The sequence below is a fragment of the Pseudomonadota bacterium genome (genome assembly GCA_039193195.1).
GTDB lineage: Bacteria > Pseudomonadota > Gammaproteobacteria > Steroidobacterales > JBCBZW01 > JBCBZW01.
Map to the genome: position 1 here is coordinate 406963 of JBCCWS010000002.1, position 18488 is coordinate 425450.

16 protein-coding genes and 1 pseudogene are annotated in these 18488 nt (G+C 65.3%); 5 read left to right on the forward strand and 12 right to left on the reverse strand.

Features of this window, described 5'->3' with window-relative positions; all coding sequences use genetic code 11:
* Window positions 1–33: 33 nt before the first annotated feature.
* Window positions 34–1206, forward strand: a complete 1173-nt coding sequence (locus AAGA68_03980) for an MFS transporter (GenBank protein ID MEM9384194.1) — start codon at window positions 34–36, stop codon at window positions 1204–1206.
* Here AAGA68_03980 and AAGA68_03985 read toward each other — a convergent pair.
* From AAGA68_03985 to ftsY, 8 genes and pseudogenes are all read right to left on the reverse strand, one after another.
* On the reverse strand, window positions 1203–3578 hold the full coding sequence (locus AAGA68_03985; GenBank protein MEM9384195.1) for a patatin-like phospholipase family protein: 2376 nt from the start codon (window positions 3576–3578) through the stop codon (window positions 1203–1205). The two genes, AAGA68_03980 and AAGA68_03985, sit on opposite strands and share 4 nt — an antisense overlap.
* A gap of 45 nt (window positions 3579–3623) precedes the next feature.
* Window positions 3624–4103 (reverse strand): annotated as a pseudogene (locus AAGA68_03990) (LysE family translocator).
* 128 nt (window positions 4104–4231) lie between these two features.
* On the reverse strand, window positions 4232–6538 hold the full coding sequence (locus AAGA68_03995) for a thiamine pyrophosphate-dependent enzyme (GenBank protein MEM9384196.1): 2307 nt from the start codon (window positions 6536–6538) through the stop codon (window positions 4232–4234).
* Window positions 6539–6659: 121 nt separating this feature from the next.
* The gene (locus tag AAGA68_04000) at window positions 6660–7805 is read right to left on the reverse strand and encodes an acyl-CoA dehydrogenase family protein (GenBank protein ID MEM9384197.1); all 1146 of its coding nucleotides are present in this window, start codon (window positions 7803–7805) and stop codon (window positions 6660–6662) included.
* Window positions 7806–7990: 185 nt separating this feature from the next.
* Window positions 7991–8863 carry an RNA polymerase sigma factor RpoH gene (gene rpoH / locus AAGA68_04005; GenBank protein MEM9384198.1) on the reverse strand — a complete coding sequence of 291 codons (873 nt, stop codon included), beginning with the start codon at window positions 8861–8863 and terminating at the stop codon, window positions 7991–7993.
* Between the two features lie 191 nt (window positions 8864–9054).
* Window positions 9055–10173: a permease-like cell division protein FtsX gene (gene ftsX, locus AAGA68_04010; GenBank protein ID MEM9384199.1), complete on the reverse strand. Its 1119-nt coding sequence runs from the start codon at window positions 10171–10173 to the stop codon at window positions 9055–9057.
* Window positions 10157–10858, reverse strand: coding sequence for a cell division ATP-binding protein FtsE (gene ftsE / locus AAGA68_04015; GenBank protein ID MEM9384200.1), 702 nt, complete (start codon window positions 10856–10858; stop codon window positions 10157–10159). The genes ftsX and ftsE overlap by 17 nt, the downstream gene beginning before the upstream one ends.
* Window positions 10859–10912: 54 nt before the next feature.
* Window positions 10913–11968, reverse strand: coding sequence for a signal recognition particle-docking protein FtsY (ftsY, locus tag AAGA68_04020; GenBank protein ID MEM9384201.1), 1056 nt, complete (start codon window positions 11966–11968; stop codon window positions 10913–10915).
* Window positions 11969–12029: 61 nt separating this feature from the next.
* Between ftsY and rsmD the strand changes: the two genes are divergently transcribed.
* Genes rsmD through AAGA68_04035 form a run of 3 tightly spaced genes read left to right on the forward strand, consistent with a single transcriptional unit; the run spans window position 12030 to window position 13420 of the window.
* Window positions 12030–12635: a 16S rRNA (guanine(966)-N(2))-methyltransferase RsmD gene (rsmD, locus tag AAGA68_04025; protein MEM9384202.1), complete on the forward strand. Its 606-nt coding sequence runs from the start codon at window positions 12030–12032 to the stop codon at window positions 12633–12635.
* A gap of 9 nt (window positions 12636–12644) precedes the next feature.
* Window positions 12645–13133, forward strand: a complete 489-nt coding sequence (coaD, locus tag AAGA68_04030) for a pantetheine-phosphate adenylyltransferase (protein MEM9384203.1) — start codon at window positions 12645–12647, stop codon at window positions 13131–13133.
* A gap of 14 nt (window positions 13134–13147) precedes the next feature.
* Entirely contained in the window at window positions 13148–13420 is a 273-nt protein-coding gene (locus tag AAGA68_04035; GenBank protein ID MEM9384204.1) for a YfhL family 4Fe-4S dicluster ferredoxin, read from the forward strand.
* 12 nt (window positions 13421–13432) lie between these two features.
* On the opposite strand, the gene AAGA68_04040 is transcribed toward AAGA68_04035, so the two are convergent.
* The gene (locus AAGA68_04040) at window positions 13433–14488 is read right to left on the reverse strand and encodes an SRPBCC family protein (GenBank protein MEM9384205.1); all 1056 of its coding nucleotides are present in this window, start codon (window positions 14486–14488) and stop codon (window positions 13433–13435) included.
* A 154-nt stretch (window positions 14489–14642) separates the two neighbouring features.
* On the opposite strand from AAGA68_04040, the gene AAGA68_04045 reads away from it, so the two are divergent.
* Entirely contained in the window at window positions 14643–15230 is a 588-nt protein-coding gene (locus tag AAGA68_04045) for a helix-turn-helix domain-containing protein (protein MEM9384206.1), read from the forward strand.
* Between the two features lie 10 nt (window positions 15231–15240).
* On the opposite strand, the gene AAGA68_04050 is transcribed toward AAGA68_04045, so the two are convergent.
* From AAGA68_04050 to pyrF, 3 genes are read right to left on the reverse strand one after another with little or no spacing between them, the layout of a single operon-like run.
* Complete coding sequence (locus AAGA68_04050; GenBank protein ID MEM9384207.1) at window positions 15241–16506, reverse strand: DUF445 domain-containing protein; 1266 nt, start codon at window positions 16504–16506, stop codon at window positions 15241–15243.
* A 28-nt stretch (window positions 16507–16534) separates the two neighbouring features.
* A complete protein-coding gene (gene hemE / locus AAGA68_04055; GenBank protein MEM9384208.1) occupies window positions 16535–17626 on the reverse strand; it encodes a uroporphyrinogen decarboxylase in 1092 nt (363 codons plus the stop codon).
* Window positions 17623–18381: an orotidine-5'-phosphate decarboxylase gene (pyrF, locus tag AAGA68_04060; protein MEM9384209.1), complete on the reverse strand. Its 759-nt coding sequence runs from the start codon at window positions 18379–18381 to the stop codon at window positions 17623–17625. The genes hemE and pyrF overlap by 4 nt, the downstream gene beginning before the upstream one ends.
* Window positions 18382–18488 lie beyond the last annotated feature (107 nt).

Below are 18488 nucleotides of genomic sequence, written 5' to 3' on the forward strand. Positions count from 1 at the left end.
GCTTGCGCAGCCCCGCGCTATCGCCCGCTCGCCGTGTACCGACGCCTCCTGTTCACCATCTACGCCCCTTCCTCCTGCACGTCGCTAGCGCAGGAGGGCATGCTGGTCATCGTGCCGTTGTACGTGCTAGCCCTCGGGTACTCGCCGGCCACCGCCGCCTTTGTGGCGGCAGCGCGCGGTCTGGGCATGCTGCTCGTGGATCTGCCCATCGGTCTGCTCGCCGCCCGCCATGGGGAGCGCGCCGTGATGCTCGGTGGCCTCGTCGGGCTTACCGTAGCGATGGTCGGCTTTGCCCTCGCCAACACCCCGATCGGTCTAGCTCTATCCGCGTTGCTGTCCGGCTCGGCGTTCTCCGCCTGGATGCTCGGGCGCCAGTCCTATCTCGCCGCCTCGTGCGCGAGCGCTGAGCGGGGCCGCGCGATCGCTGTGCTTGGCGGCCTGATGCGCGTGGGCGCGCTGACCGGTCCCCTGGCTGCCGGCCTGATCGCAGCTCGTCACGGGTTTCCCGCGGCTCTGCTCGTCTCCGCGGCACTGTGCGCACTGGCCGCCGTGTTCGTTGCCACTCAGGCGCGCCCCTTGGATCAAGACCGACCCGCCGCTCGGGAACCGGCTGCAGCTCGCCTAAGCAAGTTGCTCGCTGAGCACGGTGGTATCTACGCTCGGGCGGGCTTCGCCTCCATCTCCCTGCAACTGATGCGCTCCGCCCGCGCCATCCTGCTGCCGCTGATGGGCCACGCGCTTGGCTTGGAGGTGGTGACGATTACGCTCGTGGCCACCTTGGCGGCCTGCGCGGATCTCGTGCTGTTCCTACCCGCAGGGCTGGTGATGGATCGCTACGGTCGCAAGTGGTCTGCCGTGCCGTGCATGATCGGCCTTGTCTCGACCCTGGCGTTGCTTCCCTTAGTGAATAATTTCAATAGCTTAGTGGCCGTGGCGATGGCGATGGGGTTGGCCAACGGTATGGGGTCTGGGGTCGTCTTGACCTTAGGCGCAGACCTGGCGCCGGCGCACGATAGGGCCACCTTCCTCGGCGTCTGGCGCCTGATCGGCGACACCGGCCGCGCGGGCGCCCCCTTGCTCGTGGGGACGCTGGTGGCGCATGTGGGCAGCCTTGGGCTCGCCGCGTGGGTGATCGGCGCCGTCGGGCTCGCCGGCGCCGGCGTATGGTCCTGGTTAGTGCCGGAAACCCTAGAACGCGGCACCTAGCGGAAGTTCCTGCCTAGGTTCAGGAAGAAGTTGTAGCGCCCCTCATCGCTGAAGCCGATGCCGAGGAAGGCAGGGCCGACAAAGGTATCGGCACCAATAAAGAAGGATAGGGCGCCAAAGTTCTCCTCGGCGTCTTGGCCGAAGGTGTCGAAGCTCACGTTGGCAAACTCGAGATCTGCGCCCAGATAGACGGGTAACGTGCCGACCTTCTCGGGGGCGTCGAGACGGCGGTAGTAGCTGATGCCAAGGAGGGCGTACTCGGTCGAGGGGATCGAGTTTGGTGAGAAGGCGCCTAGACGGCGAAAGCCACCGAGGCTAAGAATTTCGATAACATCATTGTCCTCAGCATCGATGGACTCCGCTCGAGCGCGAAAGTTAAGGACGTTTCGACCGAAGGGCACGGGCTTGCTCAAGCTGAAGCGGTACTTGGCGTTGACGTCGTCGTCGCGTAGATCGACCAGCTGCTGGGCAGTGAGGTTTAGCGAGATGCCCGAGCGGGGGAAGGTGGCGGAGTCGAGCGTGTCCACCGCGAAGCGGGCGCCGATGCCCGCGTTACTGAAGCCCTCCGCTGGGAACAGCTCCGGGGCAACGGTGACCTGAGGCCTGACACGCCCCTCGTTGATTAGCGCATCGAAGGAGAGCACGCCCCACAGGCCGAGCTCTCGGCCAACGCGCAGCTGCGCATTGGCGGTCTGCTGCCAGAACTCACCGAGCCTCACGTCGCCGATATCGAAGAAGATCTCCTCGGCGCGGTAGGACAAGGCCGGCAGGAAGAAGTATCGTCCTTCCGCGCCGACCGGGCGGTATAGCTCGGCGGTGACGCCGAGGTTGGTGCCGAACTCGCCGGAGACGGCGAACTCGCCGCCCTTGGGGCCAAAGGGGCGGCGTGAGATGCGGGCGAGGAGGGCGAAATTGCTGTCGCCGTCTAAGTCTGTGGCGCCGCGGGCTCCCGCCTGGATCAGGGTAGTACCGAGGGGGCGCTCGAGCGTGCGCACGACCGGAGTTAGGCCGTCGAGGGCGAGGTCGACCTCGCCGAAGCCACCGAACGAGGCGAGGTCACGCAGCTTTCGGCGAAGCGTGGCGGGCTCCCCGAGATCTTGGGGCTCGAAGGCGAGGCGGCCGCGCAGGGCATCGTCGCTGATCTTGGTGGCGTTGCGGATCTGCACTTCAGCGAGCACCCCTTCCGGTGCTTCGCGAGGGAGGGCTTTCTCCGTCCTTGCGGCGGCGAGTTCGCGAATGCGCAGGAGTGCCTCACGATACTCTTCGGCGGCCTCACGGCCCCGCGCGTAGCCACTATCTGCGTCTGCGGGGGCGAAAGAGCTCACGCTGAGGCCCTCGAAGTCCGGCTTGATCACCACGTCCAGTTCGCTCAGTAACTCCAGCTGCTTCAGGTAGTTGTTCCAGACCGTGATGCGGTTTAGCTGCAGGTTGATATCCGCCAGAGACACGCTGCGGTCCATCTTCGGCGGTTCGATCGTGAGGTCGATGCCGATCACGATATCCGCGCCCATGAGCAACGCAGTTTCCACCGGCAGGTTTTGGATGAGGCCGCCGTCCACGTAGACCTCGCCGTCGATGATGCGGGGCGTGAACACGGCGGGCACGGCCATGCTGGCGAGCATTGCCTCGACGAGATCGCCGCGCTCGAACACGAAGGCGGCGCCCGTGGAGAGATTTGTAGCCACCGTGCGCACTGGCACGCGAAGGTCGTCGAAGTCCGAGGCGAGGGGGACGTGCCGGGTGAGCTCGCGGAAGTACTGCTGCATGCTGCCCATGCCGACGACGCCGCCCGGCAGGGCGAGCCCATCACTGGTAATGCCGGCGATGTACTCGGAGAAGAACTCGTCGCGGCGCTCCTTGGCGATGAAGGTGGTGTCGCGGCGAGACTGGACGTTGGCGAAGAGGGCGGGCCATGGCGCGGTGCGGAAGATCTCACGGATCTCGCCCACGTCGTAGCCAGCGGCGTAGAGGCCGGCCACCACTGCGCCCATGCTCGTGCCGACCACGCAGTGAATGGGGATCTTCAGTTCCTCGATAACGGCCATGGCGCCGATCTGTGTGTTGGCGAGGGCGCCGCCGCCGCTGAGCACGAGGGCTACCGTCGGGCCACCGCCTTCGGGCGCGCGGCAGGCCTTGGCGGCGGTGCAGGCGAGGCTGGTCAGGCCGAGGAAGCACACGAGGAGAGCGCGCCAGCGCATGGGGGCTTGGCTCATAAGGTCTACGGTCGGTGGAGAAGGAGGGAGAAGCCTACCAGCCCTCGGGGGCCTGACAACCGCCGAGCGTCTCGCGAGCGCAACCTGGCGTGGCGTGGCGTGGCGTGGCGTGGCGTGGCGTGGCGTGGGGTGGCGTAGGGTGGCAGTGAGCACGCCCATGGTGATGAGCGCGAGGCCGCCGCCCTGGGAGAGGCGTCGCCGCGCCCCAGCACTAGTGAGTTGTTGTCGGATCAGGTCCGCCAGCACGGCGTAGGCGAGGGCATTCAGGAACGCGAGGCTGACGAAGGTGGCGATGAGCACCGCAGCCTGCCCCGCCAGGGGTGCCTGCGGCGTCATGAACTGAGGCACGAAAGCGATGCAAAAACCGATGCTTTTCGGATTGAGGGCGGTGACCAGGGCTGAGTGCCCGAGCACCTGGCAGGCGTTTACGGCGTCGGTCGAGGGCTGCTCGCAGGTGTCATCGGCGCGCGGTGCCTGTCGCCACATGCTGATCCCCAACTAGACGAGGTTAGGCGCGCCGATCCACTTCAGGGTGGCGAACGCCGTTGCGCAGGCCTGCATCAGGGCACCGAGTCCGAGCAGGGAGACGCTCATGGCAGCCAGATCGCCGAGGGCTACGCCCACGGCGCAGGCGACGGCGATACGTCGACCCTGCGAAAGGGCGTAGGTGAGCACCAGCAGCACCGTCGGTGCCCGGGATGATCAGCTGTAGCGCGGAAGCTGCGGTGAAGGCGAGCCAAAGTGTCGGATCCGACATCGCCGCTCGCTCCCGGTGTTGGTGGTGGCAGGTGTGGTCGGGGCTGCCGTGCGCGTCAGCGCAGCAGCCGCTGCGCAGCGTCGCGAATCTGCCCTTCGCTGACCAGCACGAGGTTGGCCGCATCGCCGAGGGGAATGTAGCTATCTTCTCCGGTCACCCGTCGCTTATGCACCGAAGGGGCGTGTTCGTCGAGGAGCGTGAAGATCTCCTCGGAGATCCCGCCCGTGCGCCGCCCCTCGTCGACCACCAACACTCGCCCCGCATCGCGTGCGTGGTTGGCGATCACCGGCGCGTTCAGGGGCTTCAACCACCGCAGGTCCAGCACCCGCGCCCGTGCTCCATGCTCTTGCTCCAGCTGACGTGCGACACGCAAGGACATGCGCACACCGTTGCCGTAGGTCACGATCAAGAGCACGGGATCGCGCGAGCTGCCCTCGGCTTCCTCGTATACGCGGGGTGCACCGAAGGGCGCAGCCTTGTCGGGCTCCGGGTAGGGGAACACCCACTTCCCGTCCCGCTCCTCGTGCAGGTCTTTGGTCATGTACAGGGCTATGGGCTCGAGGAAAGCGACCACGCGTCCGTCCAACTGGGCCAATGCGGCGCAGGTGCGAAGGAGCTCAGCGGCATCGTCGCCCCGAGAAGGACAGGCGATGATCAGGCCGGGGATGTCGCGTAGGGCCGTGATCGAGTTGTCGTTGTGGAAGTGTCCGCCAAAGCCGCGCTGATAGCCGAGGGAGGCGATGCGCATCACCATGGGGTTGGTGAATTGGCCGTTGGAGAAGAACTTCAGGGAGCAGGCTTCGCCGCGGATCTGATCGCCGGCGTTGTGGAAGTACGCCAGATACTGGATCTCTGGGAAGGGCAGCAGGCCCATGTGGGCGGCGCCCTGGGCGATGCCGAGTACGGTGGTCTCGTCGAGCAGCGTATTGAAGACGCGGCGACCACCGAAGGTATTCGCCAGGCCAGTCGTCACCGTATACACGCCGCCCTTCTGCGCCACGTCTTCCCCAAACAGGGTCATCTGCGGGTACTTGACCATGAGGTCCGTTAGGGCTCGGTTGATTTGGATGGCGAGGTGGCGGGGGGCCGCTAGCTCCGGCAGTCCGCCCTTGGCGAAGGCACGTTCACGGTCCTCCACGGGCACGGCTCGGGTGGCCTCTTCCAGCACGCGATCGGCCGGCGAGACGCGCGTAAGCGGCCGCATGACCTCCTGGGCCGTACGCAGCTTGGGGGCCTTGGCGGCGCGGCGGGCAGCAATCTCCGTGCGTTCGCGGATGGCCTCGTAGCGTTGGCGTAGCTCCATCACGCTCAGAAGACGCGCCGCCACGATGGAGCGGGCCGAGTTAAGTAGCGGGTCGCGAGCCTCGTCAGCTTCGATCTCTGCTACCGGGCGATACTCCGCTTCTGCATCCGTGCCTGCGTGCGCGAGCAAGCGCGGATGGGTGATGTGGAGGAAGACCGGGCGCCGTTCGCGTCGGCACCAGTCGATCGCCGCGCGCGCCACGCGCACAGTGTCCAGGAGGTCCGTGCCGTCGGCGTGCAGGTAACGCAGATCTTGCCGGTGAGCGAAGTTCTGCTTCACCCAGCCGCCTGGCGTGCGCACGGAGATACCGAGGCCGTTGTCTTCGCATACGAACAGGATGGGCACGGGCAAGCGCTGGTAGGCAGTCCATGCCGCCGAGTTGAACGCGCTGAGCGCCGTGGCGTGGTTCGTGCTCGCATCGCCGAAGCTGCAGTAGACGATGCTGTCGTCGGGTACCGGGAGAGCCCCTTCCACGCGAGCGGCCTGCGCGAGTGCTACCGCGGCACCTACTGCTTTCGGTAGCTGGCTCGCGATCGTGGAGGTTTGAGGGGGAATCCACAGGGGGCGGCTGCCCCACACCTTGTGGCGCCCGCCTGAGATTGGATCTTCGGCGCTGGCGGCGATACCGTGCGCCGTGTCCAGCACCGGGTCGAGGCCCGGCACTTTCATCCCGCGCGCCATCACGAAGGCGCCGCTGCGGTAGTGGAGGAAGGCGGGATCAGTTACGCGGGTTAGCCAGCCCAGTACGGCGTTGGCTTCATGGCCGGCGCTGCCGATCGTGTAAAAGCCCTCGTTGCGCGAGCGCATCCGGCGCGCGGCGTAGTCCAGGTGGCGGGACATCAGCTGCGCTTCAAGAATCTGCAGGGCGTCGTCGCTTGCGAGTCCCGCTGTTTCGAAATCGGCGCGGGTGACGCTCGGCAACATCTGTTCGGGCGTCGCCTCGATATCGGCGAGCAAGGCCAGGAAGTTGCGGTCGATGATCTCGGCGCGGTTGACGCTGCGCGTGGCGGCTTTCGTGGCGCGCGCAGGCGGCGGCGGAGGCGTGGGCGTGGCAGCCATGCGTTACGGCCTGTCCCTAGTCCGTGATTGGCGAGCGAGGAGTGTAGCTCCGTTGCGCAGCGCAAGCATCAGGACGTCGCCATGATCGAAGACGCCCTACGCTGGCCGGCGACGGGATTTGCTAAAAGGCGTTGGTGCCGGTGAGTTCCTGACCGACGATCAGTTCGTGCACTGTCTCGGTGCCCTCGTAGGTGATGACACTCTCGAGGTTGAGCATGTGGCGAATGGGGCAGTACTCGGTGCTGATGCCGGCGCCGCCGAGCAGGTCGCGCGCATCACGGGCGATATCGATGGCCATGCGTACGTTGTTCCACTTCGCCACGGACACCTGGCTCGGCGTCATCGCACCGCGCTCTTTCAGGCGGCCGAGCTGCAGCGAGAGCAGCTGGGCGGTGGTGACGCGACGAGCCATGTCGGCCGCACGGCGCTGTACGGTTTGCGTGTGATCGAGGGGGCGACCGAACAGTTCGCGTGACTTGGTGTAATCGAGCACTTCGCGCAGGCAGGCCTGGGCGGCGCCGATGACGCCCCAGGTGATGCCGTAGCGGGCCTGGGTGAGGCAGCTCAAGGGGCCCTTCAGGCCTTTCACGCCCGGCAGCATGGCCGAGGCCGGCACGCGCACGTCGTCGAAGAACAGGCCCGAGGTGATGGACGCGCGCAGGGAAAACTTGCGTTCGATCACGGTGGCTTCGAAGCCCGGCGTGCCCTTCTCCACCAGGAAGCCGCGGATGCCGTCGTCGGTCTGGGCCCAGACCACGGCCACATCGGCGATGGCGCCGTTGGTGATCCACATCTTGGCGCCGGTCAAGATCCAGTCATCGCCGTCGCGGCGGGCGTGGGTCTTCATGTTGGCGGGGTCGGAACCGCCGTGGGGCTCCGTGAGGCCGAAGCAGCCGATCGCCTCACCGCGGGCCATTGCCGGCAGCCAGCGTTGGCGCTGCTCTTCGCTGCCGAAGGCGTAGATCGGGTACATCACCAGGCTCGACTGCACGGAGACGAAGCTGCGCAGGCCGGAGTCGCCGCGCTCGAGCTCCTGGCAGATCAGGCCGTAGCAGATGGAGTTAAGGCCGGCGCAGTCGTAGCCCTCGATGGAGCTGCCAAACAGGCCCAACTCGGCGATCTGCGGCACCAGTTCCATGGGGAAGGTGTGATCGTCGAAGGCCTTGGGGATCAGCGGCAGGGCCACCTCGTCGACGAAGCGGGCGACGGTGTCCTGCACCATGCGTTCTTCATCGTTGAGTTCGCCGCGCACGTCGTAGAGATCCATGGGATCGAGGCGGCGGCGCGAGGAGGCGGCTGGCGCCGGGGCGACAGCGGGATCTTGGGCTGCGGTAGACATAGCGTCAGCTCCGTGGGCGGGCTTTTCTTTGGGGGCGCAATGATACCCGTGCGGGCGGGGGCCCGCACGGGTCGACGCTAGTCGTGAATCAGCGCCGGGAGGCGCCTGTGGCCTTAGGCGGCGGCGACCAGTTTGCCGAGCTTCTTGATCGCGGCGGCTTCGATCTGGCGGATGCGTTCCGCAGACACTCCATAGCGATCGGCGAGCTGGTGCAGGGTCGACTTGTTCTCGGTCAGCCAGCGCGACTGCACGATGTCCCGGCTGCGCTCATCGAGCGCATCCAGGCCCGCGTTCAGGCTGGCGTGGTTCGCCGCCTCCCAGTCGTCCGCCTCGAGGGCCACGGCGGGATCCTCCTCGGCAGCCGGCAGATAGGTCTGGGGCGAGTAGCCGCCGTCCTCGTCGTCCTCACCGGGCAGGGGATCGAAGGACTGGTCGCGAGCCGCGAGGCGCCGCTCCATCTCCGTCACCTCCGCCGGCGACACGCCGAGGTCTTCGGCCACGGCCTTGGTCTCGTCGGCCGAGAGCCAGCCTAGGTGCTTTTTTGCTTTTCGCAAGTTGAAGAACAACTTACGCTGGGCCTTGGTGGTCGCGACTTTGACCACGCGCCAGTTGCGCAGGACGAACTCGTGGATCTCAGCGCGGATCCAGTGCACCGCGAAGGACACCAGGCGTACGCCCACCTCAGGGTCGAAGCGCTTCACGGCCTTCATCAGGCCCACGTTGCCTTCCTGCACCAGATCGCCGAGCGGCAGGCCGTAGCCCATGTAGCCGCGGGCGATGTGCACGACAAAGCGAAGGTGCGCGATCACCAGTGAACGTGCCGCCTCCACGTCGTTATCTTCGCGGAAACGCGCCGCCAGGGAGCGCTCCTCTTCCACCTCGAGCACGGGCACGGTCTGCACGGCGCTGATGTAAGCGTCGAGGTTACCGACGGGGCCGACGGCCAGCAGGTTGTTCTGATTGTTGATAGTCAGGGCAGTACTCATGAGATCGCCCTCCTTCCAAGCATGGATGTCATTACCTCAAATTTAGCACTCAACCTTGGGGAGTGCTAACACCAGCGGCGTTCCTGTGACGCATTACCGTGAATAACGGTGGGGTCAGTGCCGTCGAGCTGTGACCGGGGGCGCAATCGGAGCACGCGTGTTCGCTATCACCCTATTAGTGTACCGACCGGTCAATTTGGTTCCATCGATCGCAACACCCGATCGGCCGCCATCCAGGCACTGATCGCCCCAAGAAATGCCGCTCCGCTGATAACCGCTAGGGCGGTGACCGGCCCGAGGCCCCTAAGCGTGAACGATGTGCCATAAACCTCGGCCAATCGTGCTACTGGCCCGCCCAGGGCGAGGAGCGCCAGACCGACCAGCGAGACCGCGACGAGGCCGCCACCGAGGCCGTACCACAGGCCGCTGAACACGAAAGGCTGTCGAACGAAACTGTCGCTGGCACCGATCAGGCGCGAAATCACGATCTCTTCTCTTCGTGCGCTTACATCGCCGCGAATCGCATTCGCGATCACAAGTAGGGCCGCGATGCCGAGGAGTACCGTACTGAGCAAGCTCACTTGGCCAAGCAACGTCAGCGTGGCGCGCAGGCGCCGTAGCCAGGCGAGATCTTCCGTGACCGTATCCACCTGGCCAAGGTCATTGAGTTCGCCGACCAGTGCTCGGATGGATGCATCGTCATCGCGACCTTCCGCCGGCACGAGCACCAGCGCGTGAGGGATTGGGTTGGTCGGCTCGCCCCGCTCATCTGTGAGTGTCTCGAGCAGCTCCGCCATACCGCTGTTCTCGCGGAACCACGCCAGCCCATCCTTAGCCGGGATTGCCACCGCCGTGGCGATTCGCGCGTCCGATCGGTATCGCACGGCCAGCTCTTGTAGGGTCGACTCGGGAAGACCGGGTGTCAGGTAGGCGGAGATCTCCGCCCGGTAGCGCCACGCCGAGGTCGCTCGCTTCGCGTTATCGGTGAGCAACTGGAGTGCGAGAGGCAAGGCAAGTGAGACGCCGATGACGGCCACCGTGAGCGCCGCCGTGGTGGGGGTACGCACCAGACGGCCGAGCGCCCCAATGAGCATCTGCGCCTGCCGCAGCCCATAGGTGCGTAGGCGAGTGATGAAGCGCTGTCCTTCGCCGTCGCGACGAGGCGGGCGTTTCTCCTCGCGCTGCGCGGCGTGCTCGCTCGCGGCTTCCCGCTCGCGTCGTGCCCGGCGCCGGCGTCGCTCGGCCGCGGCTTGACGGTCTGGGCCGGCATCGGTGCCGGCATTGCGCGAGCCTTCACGCCGAGTCGGCATCGCTGGGTCCGGTAGAGGTGGCTTGGCGGTTGGCGAGGAGTTGACCCTGATCGAGGGTCAGTACCCGACTACCCATCAATCGAATTAGCTGTACATCGTGGCTGGCGATGAGCACCGTCACCCCCACCTCGTTGAAGCGCAGGAACAGCTTCATGATCTCGTAGGACAGCAGGGGGTCGAGGTTTCCCGTCGGTTCGTCCGCGATGAGCAGCCGCGGGCGGCTTACCACAGCGCGGGCGATGCCTACCCGCTGCTGCTCGCCGCTGGACAAGGCGTCAGGCGAAGAACGTTCGTACTGCGACAGCCCCACCTGATCGAGGGCGGCGCGAACGCGCTTGCCGATCTCGCGCGTGCTGGCGCCGGCGATCACAAGCGGCAGGGCAACGTTGTCGAACACTGTGCGGTCGGCCAGCAGCTTGTGATCTTGGAACACGATGCCGATGCTACGTCGAAAGGCTGGCACTGCTCGACGCGACAAGCGCGAGGTGTTGGTGCCGCCCACGAACACTTGGCCACGGGTTGGGCGATCCACCAGGGCGATCAGCCGCAGCAGCGTGCTCTTGCCGGCGCCGGACCGACCGGTGAGGAACACCATCTCGCCGTCGTCGACGGTGAAGCTCAGTTCGCGCAGCGCGTCGCGGCCGCCTTGCGCGTAGCGCTTGGTGACGTTGTCGAACTGGATCATTGGTGTGAGCCTTCGGCCCGAGGGCGCCCCAACGACGCATCGCGTCGCCCCACCTCAGTCTGCCTCACCATCCTCGACGGCAAGCAGGGCCTCGGCGTACTGCCTCGCATCGAAGGGGCCGAGGTCCTCCAGCCCTTCGCCGACGCCGATGTAGCGGATCGGCAGCCCGAGCTCGCCAGCGATCGCCAATAGGGTACCGCCACGGGCCGTCCCGTCGAGCTTGGTGATGGTAATGCCGGTCACCCCGATGGCCTCGTGGAAGGCCCTGGCCTGCTGAACGGCGTTTTGGCCCATCCCCCCGTCGAGCACCAGCATCACCTCGTGGGGGGCCACCGGATCGTGACGTGACACGACGCGCTTCACCTTGGCCAACTCATCCATCAGGCCGCCCTGCGTGTGCAGGCGACCGGCCGTATCGGCGATCAACACGTCTACCTTGCGGGCCCGGGCAGCTTCCATCGCATCGAATACCACTGCGGCCGGGTCAGCCCCATCGGTCTGCGCGATGACATCGATCTGATTGCGCTCGCCCCACACCTTGAGCTGATCGACGGCCGCGGCACGAAAGGTATCGCCCGCCGCCATCATCACCCGCTTGCCTTGGCTCGTGAAGTGGCGCGCCAGCTTGCCTGCGGTGGTGGTCTTGCCGGCGCCGTTGACACCTACCATGAGGATCATGAACGGCGCCACATTGCTCGGCAGCTTGAGCGGGGCGCTCACTGGCTCTAGCAGGCGCACGATCTCCTCGCGCAAGGCCGCGCTCAACGCGTCGTAATCCGCGAGTTCAGCGCGTGCCACGCGCTTGTGCAGACCGCTCATTATCTGCTCGGTGACCCCGAGACCCACGTCCGCCATGAGGAGATTGGTCTCGAGTTCCTCGAGCACCTCGTCGTCGATCTTGCGGCCGGGCAGGAGGTTGCCCACCTTCAGCCAAGGGTCCTTGCGCCCGAGCTTCTGCCGCATGCGCGAGAAAAACCCCTTGCGGTGGCCGTCCTCGGCGGTGGACGCAGCAGCAGCGCTGACCTCAGCGCCCGCTTCGGTGTTCCCTGCTACGGTGGGTTCCTCGGGCGTCGCCTCGGCGTCGCCTTTCTTTTTCTTACGTCCAAACACGGCGCCGGTATGGTAGCGCAGGGGCCGTGGTGGCGGTACGGCGGATCGATCGGGAGATGCGGTGAGCAGACAGGCGCGTGGCCGCGCAGGCGGTCGGGACAACCGCTTCCGCATCATCGGCGGTCACCACCGCGGACGGCGCCTCAGCTTTCCGGACTTGCCGTCATTGCGTCCGTCCCCCGATCGGGTGCGGGAGACGCTCTTCAATTGGCTGGGACCGTCGATCGTCGGAGCTCGCTGCGCCGATGTGTTCGCGGGATCCGGGGCGCTCGGCCTAGAAGCTCTCTCGCGAGGGGCGGTCAGCTGCCGATTCATCGATCAGGCACCGCAGGCCATCGAGGCCATCGAGGCGCATCTGCAGGTGCTGGGCCTTGCGGACGGCATGCGAGCAACGTGCAGTTGCGGCGATGTCGAGGACATCCTGCGCCAGGGCGCCTTGCCGCCGATGGACCTGTACTTCGTCGACCCTCCCTTTCACGGCAATCACTGGGACCGTTTGTGTACACTCCTGGACGAATCGCTGGCGGGCGCCATCGCGCTGGTCTACCTGGAGCACCCTGTGCAGCTCGAGCCGACCTTACCCCCTGGGTGGCAGTTGCTCAAAAGCTCGCGGGCGGGGCGCGTGGGGTTTCGCCTGGCGCGGACCGTCACGGCCACTACGGAGTGAAGCAAACTGATGACCTCAGCCATGTATCCCGGCACCTTCGATCCCGTGACCAATGGTCATGCGGACCTGGTCCGACGTGCGCTGCGTATCTTCGATGAGGTGATCGTCGCGGTGGCCGCCAACCCGAACAAGGCACCCATGTTCACCTTGGACGAGCGTGTGGAGATGGCTGAAGAGGTGCTAACGGGGCTCGGGCGGGTGCGGGTGATGGGTTACTCGGGCCTCACGATCGAGTTCGCCGCCCAGAACGCCACCCCTGTGATGCTGCGTGGCCTGCGTGCCGTGTCAGACTTCGAGTTCGAGTTCCAGCTAGCCACCATGAGTCGGCAGCTCTCGCCCGACGTCGAAACGGTGTTTCTCACCCCTTCCGCATCCTTGAGCTTCATCTCCTCAAGCATGGTCCGGGAGATCGGCATCCTCGGTGGCGATGTGAGCGAGTTCGTTCATCCCCTGGTGGCCGAGCGCCTGGCCAAGCGCGCGTCCGAACGGCGCACCTAGGCGACCCTACGCCCATGGCCCTGAAGATCACCGACGAGTGCATCAACTGCGATGTGTGTGAGCCCGAGTGTCCGAACGAGGCGATCTACATGGGGCCGGAGATCTATCACATCGATCCAACGCGCTGCACCGAGTGCGTCGGGCACTTCGATAAGCCCCAGTGTCAAGTTGTGTGCCCGGTCGAGTGCATTCCTTTGGACCCGGACCGCATCGAGACGCGCGAACAACTACTCGCCAAGTACGAGGCCATGACCACACAGGGCGCAGCGCAGACCGAGGAGCCGTAGCCTCCAGGCCTGCTACTGCCTGTGGAGATGCGCCCGAATTGTCTCGTTGAAGCGGTGCAGAGCGCCTTCGAAGCGCCCGAAGCGCAGGGCGGCATTCGCGCCGCTCGCCATCCCCGCCTGCATGCTCTCGGCGAGCGCGAAGTCTTCTCGCAGCGTCTGCACGGTCAAGGCGTGGTTGCGATCCCAGTAGCTTTCATCGCCGGCTTTGGCTTTCGTCGGCTTCAGCGTCGACACGCGCACGTGCGTGCGCTCGGGGCCCTGGGCGTCTAGGCCGATCCAAATGAGGTGGTCCGATTGCACCAGCAGCATGGATGTGGGGAACACCGTGTAGAGCACGTTGGCGTGGTCACGGATTCGCCAGGTCTCATGGGCCTGTTGCTTCAGCTCGCAGATCGTCGACCGGGGTAGCACGGAGCGAACGTGGGGGCCGAAACCCTGATAGCTAGAGAGGTTGTCGTTGAACAGGGCGGCGATGGTCTTTCGGTGTGCGACGCGGAAGTGGTAAGCCTCGAGGCCGCCTTCCACAAGTAGCTTCCAGTTGCACTGCCAGGTGCGTGCTTCGGTGGCATGCAGAGTGAGACCCTGTGCGCCGAGCCAGTCCAGGTCCCTTTCCAAGGGCGCGAGGTAGTCGATGAGCGTTGTGGCACCGCTGGACGGCATGGCCCAGATGAATCCGTACGCCTCCACGGCGCCGATCCGCCTCAAGCCCAGGGTGGTGCGATCGAGATCAGGGAAACCCACCTCGAAGTGCGGCGCACCGATGAAGTCCCCTCGGTTGTTCCACGTCCATGCATGGTAAGGGCAAGAGAAGCGTTGTCGACAGCCCTCACTATCATCCACCAAGCGAGTACCGCGATGTCGGCAGACATTGAGGAACAGGCGCGCTTGCCCATCTTCTGCGCGCGTGAGAAGCAGCGGACGGCCATTTAGCTCGCGTCTCAGGAAGCTGTTCGGTTCTACCAATTCGCTGCTGTGGGCCAGGATCTGTGGCGAGGCCTCGAAGATGGCAGTCTGCTCTTGCTGGAAACGTTGCGGGTCCGTGTAGTCTGCGACCGGAGAGGACGACATCTGCTCATCCAGGAAGCACCGCTTGGCTTCTTTGAGTCCGAGCAGCTCCTGGAGCAGTTCGATTTGCTCTGACTGTCTCAGGACCAGCTCCTTACCACTTGGTAAGTTCCATCATCACCTACCAAATGGTAAGCCGTCAAGCTATACTCGCCTCATGGCAGACACGACCGCGCGGCCGGACACACGTGAGCGTTTCGTAGCGGCGGCCTCAACGCTTTTCGCAGAGAAAGGGTTTTACGGCGCGAGCATGGATCTGATTGCGCGCGAGGTGGGTCTGACCAAGCAGGCACTGATTCACCACTTCGGCAGCAAAGAGAAGCTCTACGGTGCGGTATTGAGTGATATCGCGGCCCGCCTGCAAGCGGAGATCGATCGAGAATCCGACTTCGCCAACGCAGTGCTATGCCTTTTCCGCCGTGCTCAGCGAACGCCAGCGGACATGCAGCTGCTGATGCGTGAGCTTCTCGACAACCGTGTACGTGCGCCTGAGGCGGGTACCTGGTACCTACGTGCTTTCTTAGATCGTCTCCACTTCCTGCTGAGACGTACTCCCGGGTGGCAGCGCGTGCCAGCAGCGCTAGTCGCCACCCACACCTATCAGGTGCTCGGTGCAATCAATTACTTCATTGCGTCGACCACCACCCTCGAGCAGATGTACTCGGCGGGCCAAGTCCGGGCGATGCGCCGCGCGTTTCCAGAGCGCTTGCGCACGCTGGCCGAACTACCGCCACCCGGCGCCTGAGCGCGAGGAGTCAGTGCAGTCCCAGGAGCTGGGTGATGAGATGGATCGTCAGACCCACGAGCCCGCCGATGAGGGTGCCGTTGATGCGGATGAACTGCAGATCACGACCAACGTAGAGCTCTACGCGTTCTGCGGTGAGGTCCGCGTCCCACTCGCGCACGGTTTCTGAGATCACTCGCGCCATGTCCCCGCGGAAGTGGCTCACCGTGTGCAACACGGCCTCGCCTAGCCATTCGTTGATCTCCCGCCTCGCCTCGTCGCGCTCGCGCAGAGACCCGGCTAGGGTGGCGAGGGCCTCGGCGATGCGCCGCGCCAGGCGTGAGTTCGGGCGCTCGGTCTCCCGCCGCACGTAGAGGCGGATCTGCGTTAGCAAATTCGTCAGAAACTCTTGCACGGCAGGGTCATCGATGAGGTTGCGTTTGATGCGTTCGGCGGTGGCGTTGAGTTCCGGGTCTTCCTGTAGGCGCACGACCAAGTCCCGAATGCCCCGATTGAAGCGCGTGCGGTCCGGATCGTTCGGATCGTGACGTACGCGCAGGAGAAAGCGCTCCAGCTCCGTCACCAGTCGCCGGTAGATCTCCCTATCGACAATGTTCGGTAACCACCAGGGAGTCTCCTCGACGATCCGCCGGTGAATAGACGCCTTATTCTCGTGCAAGTAGTCATAGGCGAGGCCGATGCCGGCGTCCATCAGTTCGCGCTCGCGGTCAGAGCGCAGCAGCATCTGTATTCCCTCGCCGAGAACCGGCGCGATGCGCAGGCGCCGCAGGCCGACGTTCAGGTTGGTCTGCAGAAGCTCGCGCAGTTCTTCGTCGTCGAGTGCCTCGAGGACCCGATCGAGGATGCGTGCGGCCTCGCGACCCACGCGCGCGGCGTTGTCCGGCTTGGCCACCCAGGTAGCGCCGGCGTCTGCGAAGTCGATGTGCGCTAGCCGTGCGGTCAAGGTCTCGGTGCTGAGGAAGTTCTCCCGCACGAAGCGGGCCAGGGCCTCGCCCAGCTGGTCTTTGCGCTGAGGGACGATAGCGGTGTGTGGAATGGGAATGCCGAGGGGATGGCGGAACAGAGCAGTCACGGCGAACCAATCTGCCAGGGCGCCCACCATGGCGGCCTCCGTAAAGGCCCGCAGGTAACCTACCCATGTGGTGCTCGTGTCTAGGCGTAAGGTGATCGCGAACACCAGCGCCATCATCGCTAAGAGCCCGCCGGCGACCGCCTGCATCCGATGCAAGCGCCGACGTTGCCAGGCCTCAGTGGGTGACTCGCGCTCCCCGTTCACCGCCTGCTTGCCATACCGAACGTATTTCTTAGGTCTTGTGGTAAGCCGGGCTCATCTCGTGGACGGCCGCGATCATGGCGCCAGCGTGCTCCGGATCGACGTTCGGGTGAATGCCGTGACCGAGGTTGAATACGTGGCCGCTGGAGCCCTTGCCGTAGCTTGCGAGAACCTTGCCGACCTGTTCGCGAATACGCTCCGGTGAGGCGTAGAGTACGCACGGGTCGAGGTTGCCCTGAAGGGCCACCCGGTCGCCCACCTTCGCCCGCGCATCCGCGAGATCCGTGGTCCAGTCGACACCGAGGGCGTCGCAGCCGGTATTCGCCATGTCCGCTAACCAGGCGCCACCGCCCTTGGTGAACAGCACCACGGGAATGCGCTGACCGTCGTGCTCGCGATGCAGGGATTCGACCACCTGGGCCATGTAGCGCAGGGAGAACTCGCGGTAGTCGCTCGGACTGAGGGCACCGCCCCAGGTATCGAACACCATCACCGCCTGGGCGCCAGCGACGATCTGGGCGTTTAGGTAAGCCGCTGTGGCCTGCGCCACGGTATTGAGCAGCTGATGAGCGAGCTTCGGATCGGAGTAAATAAGGCCCTTGATAAGCGCGAAGTTCTTGCTCGAGCCGCCCTCGACCATGTAGGTACCAACAGTCCAGGGACTGCCCGCGAAACCGATAAGCGGCACACTGCCGGCGAGTTCGCGACGGATCAGGCGCACCGCCTCCATGACGTAGCGTAGCTCGCGCTCTGGATCTGGGATGCCGATCTTGTCCACGTCCGCTTGGCTACGCACTGGCGAGCTGAACACGGGCCCTTCGCCTGTCACGAAGTGTAGACCGAGGCCCATCGCGTGGGGCACCGTGAGGATGTCCGAAAACAGGATGGCCGCGTCCAGTGGGTAGCGGCGCAGGGGCTGCAGGGTGACCTCGCAGGCGAGTTCAGGCGCCATGCACAGGGAGAGGAAGTCGCCCGCCTGGCGGCGCACTTCGCGGTACTCGGGCAGGTAGCGACCGGCCTGGCGCATCATCCACACGGGCGTTCGCTCGATCGGCTGACGCAGGAGGGCGCGCAGGAAAAGGTCGTTGGCAAGCGGGGCAAAGTCGGTGTTGCTGTCGGTCATGTCTGGAAGAATTCCGCAATGGTGCGTTGGATGGCGAGGGCGGCGGCGCGCGGGTCTGCCGCGTCGCGGATCGGCCGCCCCACCACTATGTGATCCGCGCCGCGCGCGAAAGCGTCGGCGGGGGTAACGATGCGCTTTTGGTCGGCGGCCTGCTCGCCCTGGCCGATGGGGCGGATCCCCGGCGTAACGACTCGAAAGGGCGAATCGCTGGCGGGCAGGGCGGCGCGGATCGCAGCCGCCTCCTGGCCCGATGCGATAACACCGGCGCAGCCGCAAGCATGGGCCAGAAGAGCGCGCTGTAGCACCAAGACCTGGACGCTGGGCACCTCGTGGCCGAGGCGCTGAAGGTCTTGAAGATCCAGGCTGGTGAGTACGGTCACGGCGAGCACGCCGATCTCCTCGCCCGCCGCCACCACGGCGGCCTCCATGACCCGCGGATCGCTGTGCACGGTGACGTAGCGAATCCCGCGGCCCCGCAGGCCACGTACAGCGCTCGCTACCGTGGCCGGGATGTCGTGGAACTTAAGGTCGGCGAACAGGCGATGTCCACGCTCTTCGGCCAGCCATTGAACGAGGTCGAAGTAGTTTCCGCTCGTGAGCAGCCCGAGCCCTAGCTTGTAGAACTGGACGGCGTCACCCAGTGTCTCGACTAGGGCTCTCGCGGCCTCGTCGCCGTGCACGTCGAGGGCAAAGATCAGCCGTTCCTCGGCCGGAAGCGCTTGGGTTTCCGCCGGCGGGTGCAACTCTTCAGCCATTGCCTATTCTAACCATACGTCAACGTTTTCCGGTGTTTTTGACGCGGCCGTCCGTATTTTCGTCGCATCCATCTGCCTTGGCTTGTATTGGCAAGCGATTCGTGTAG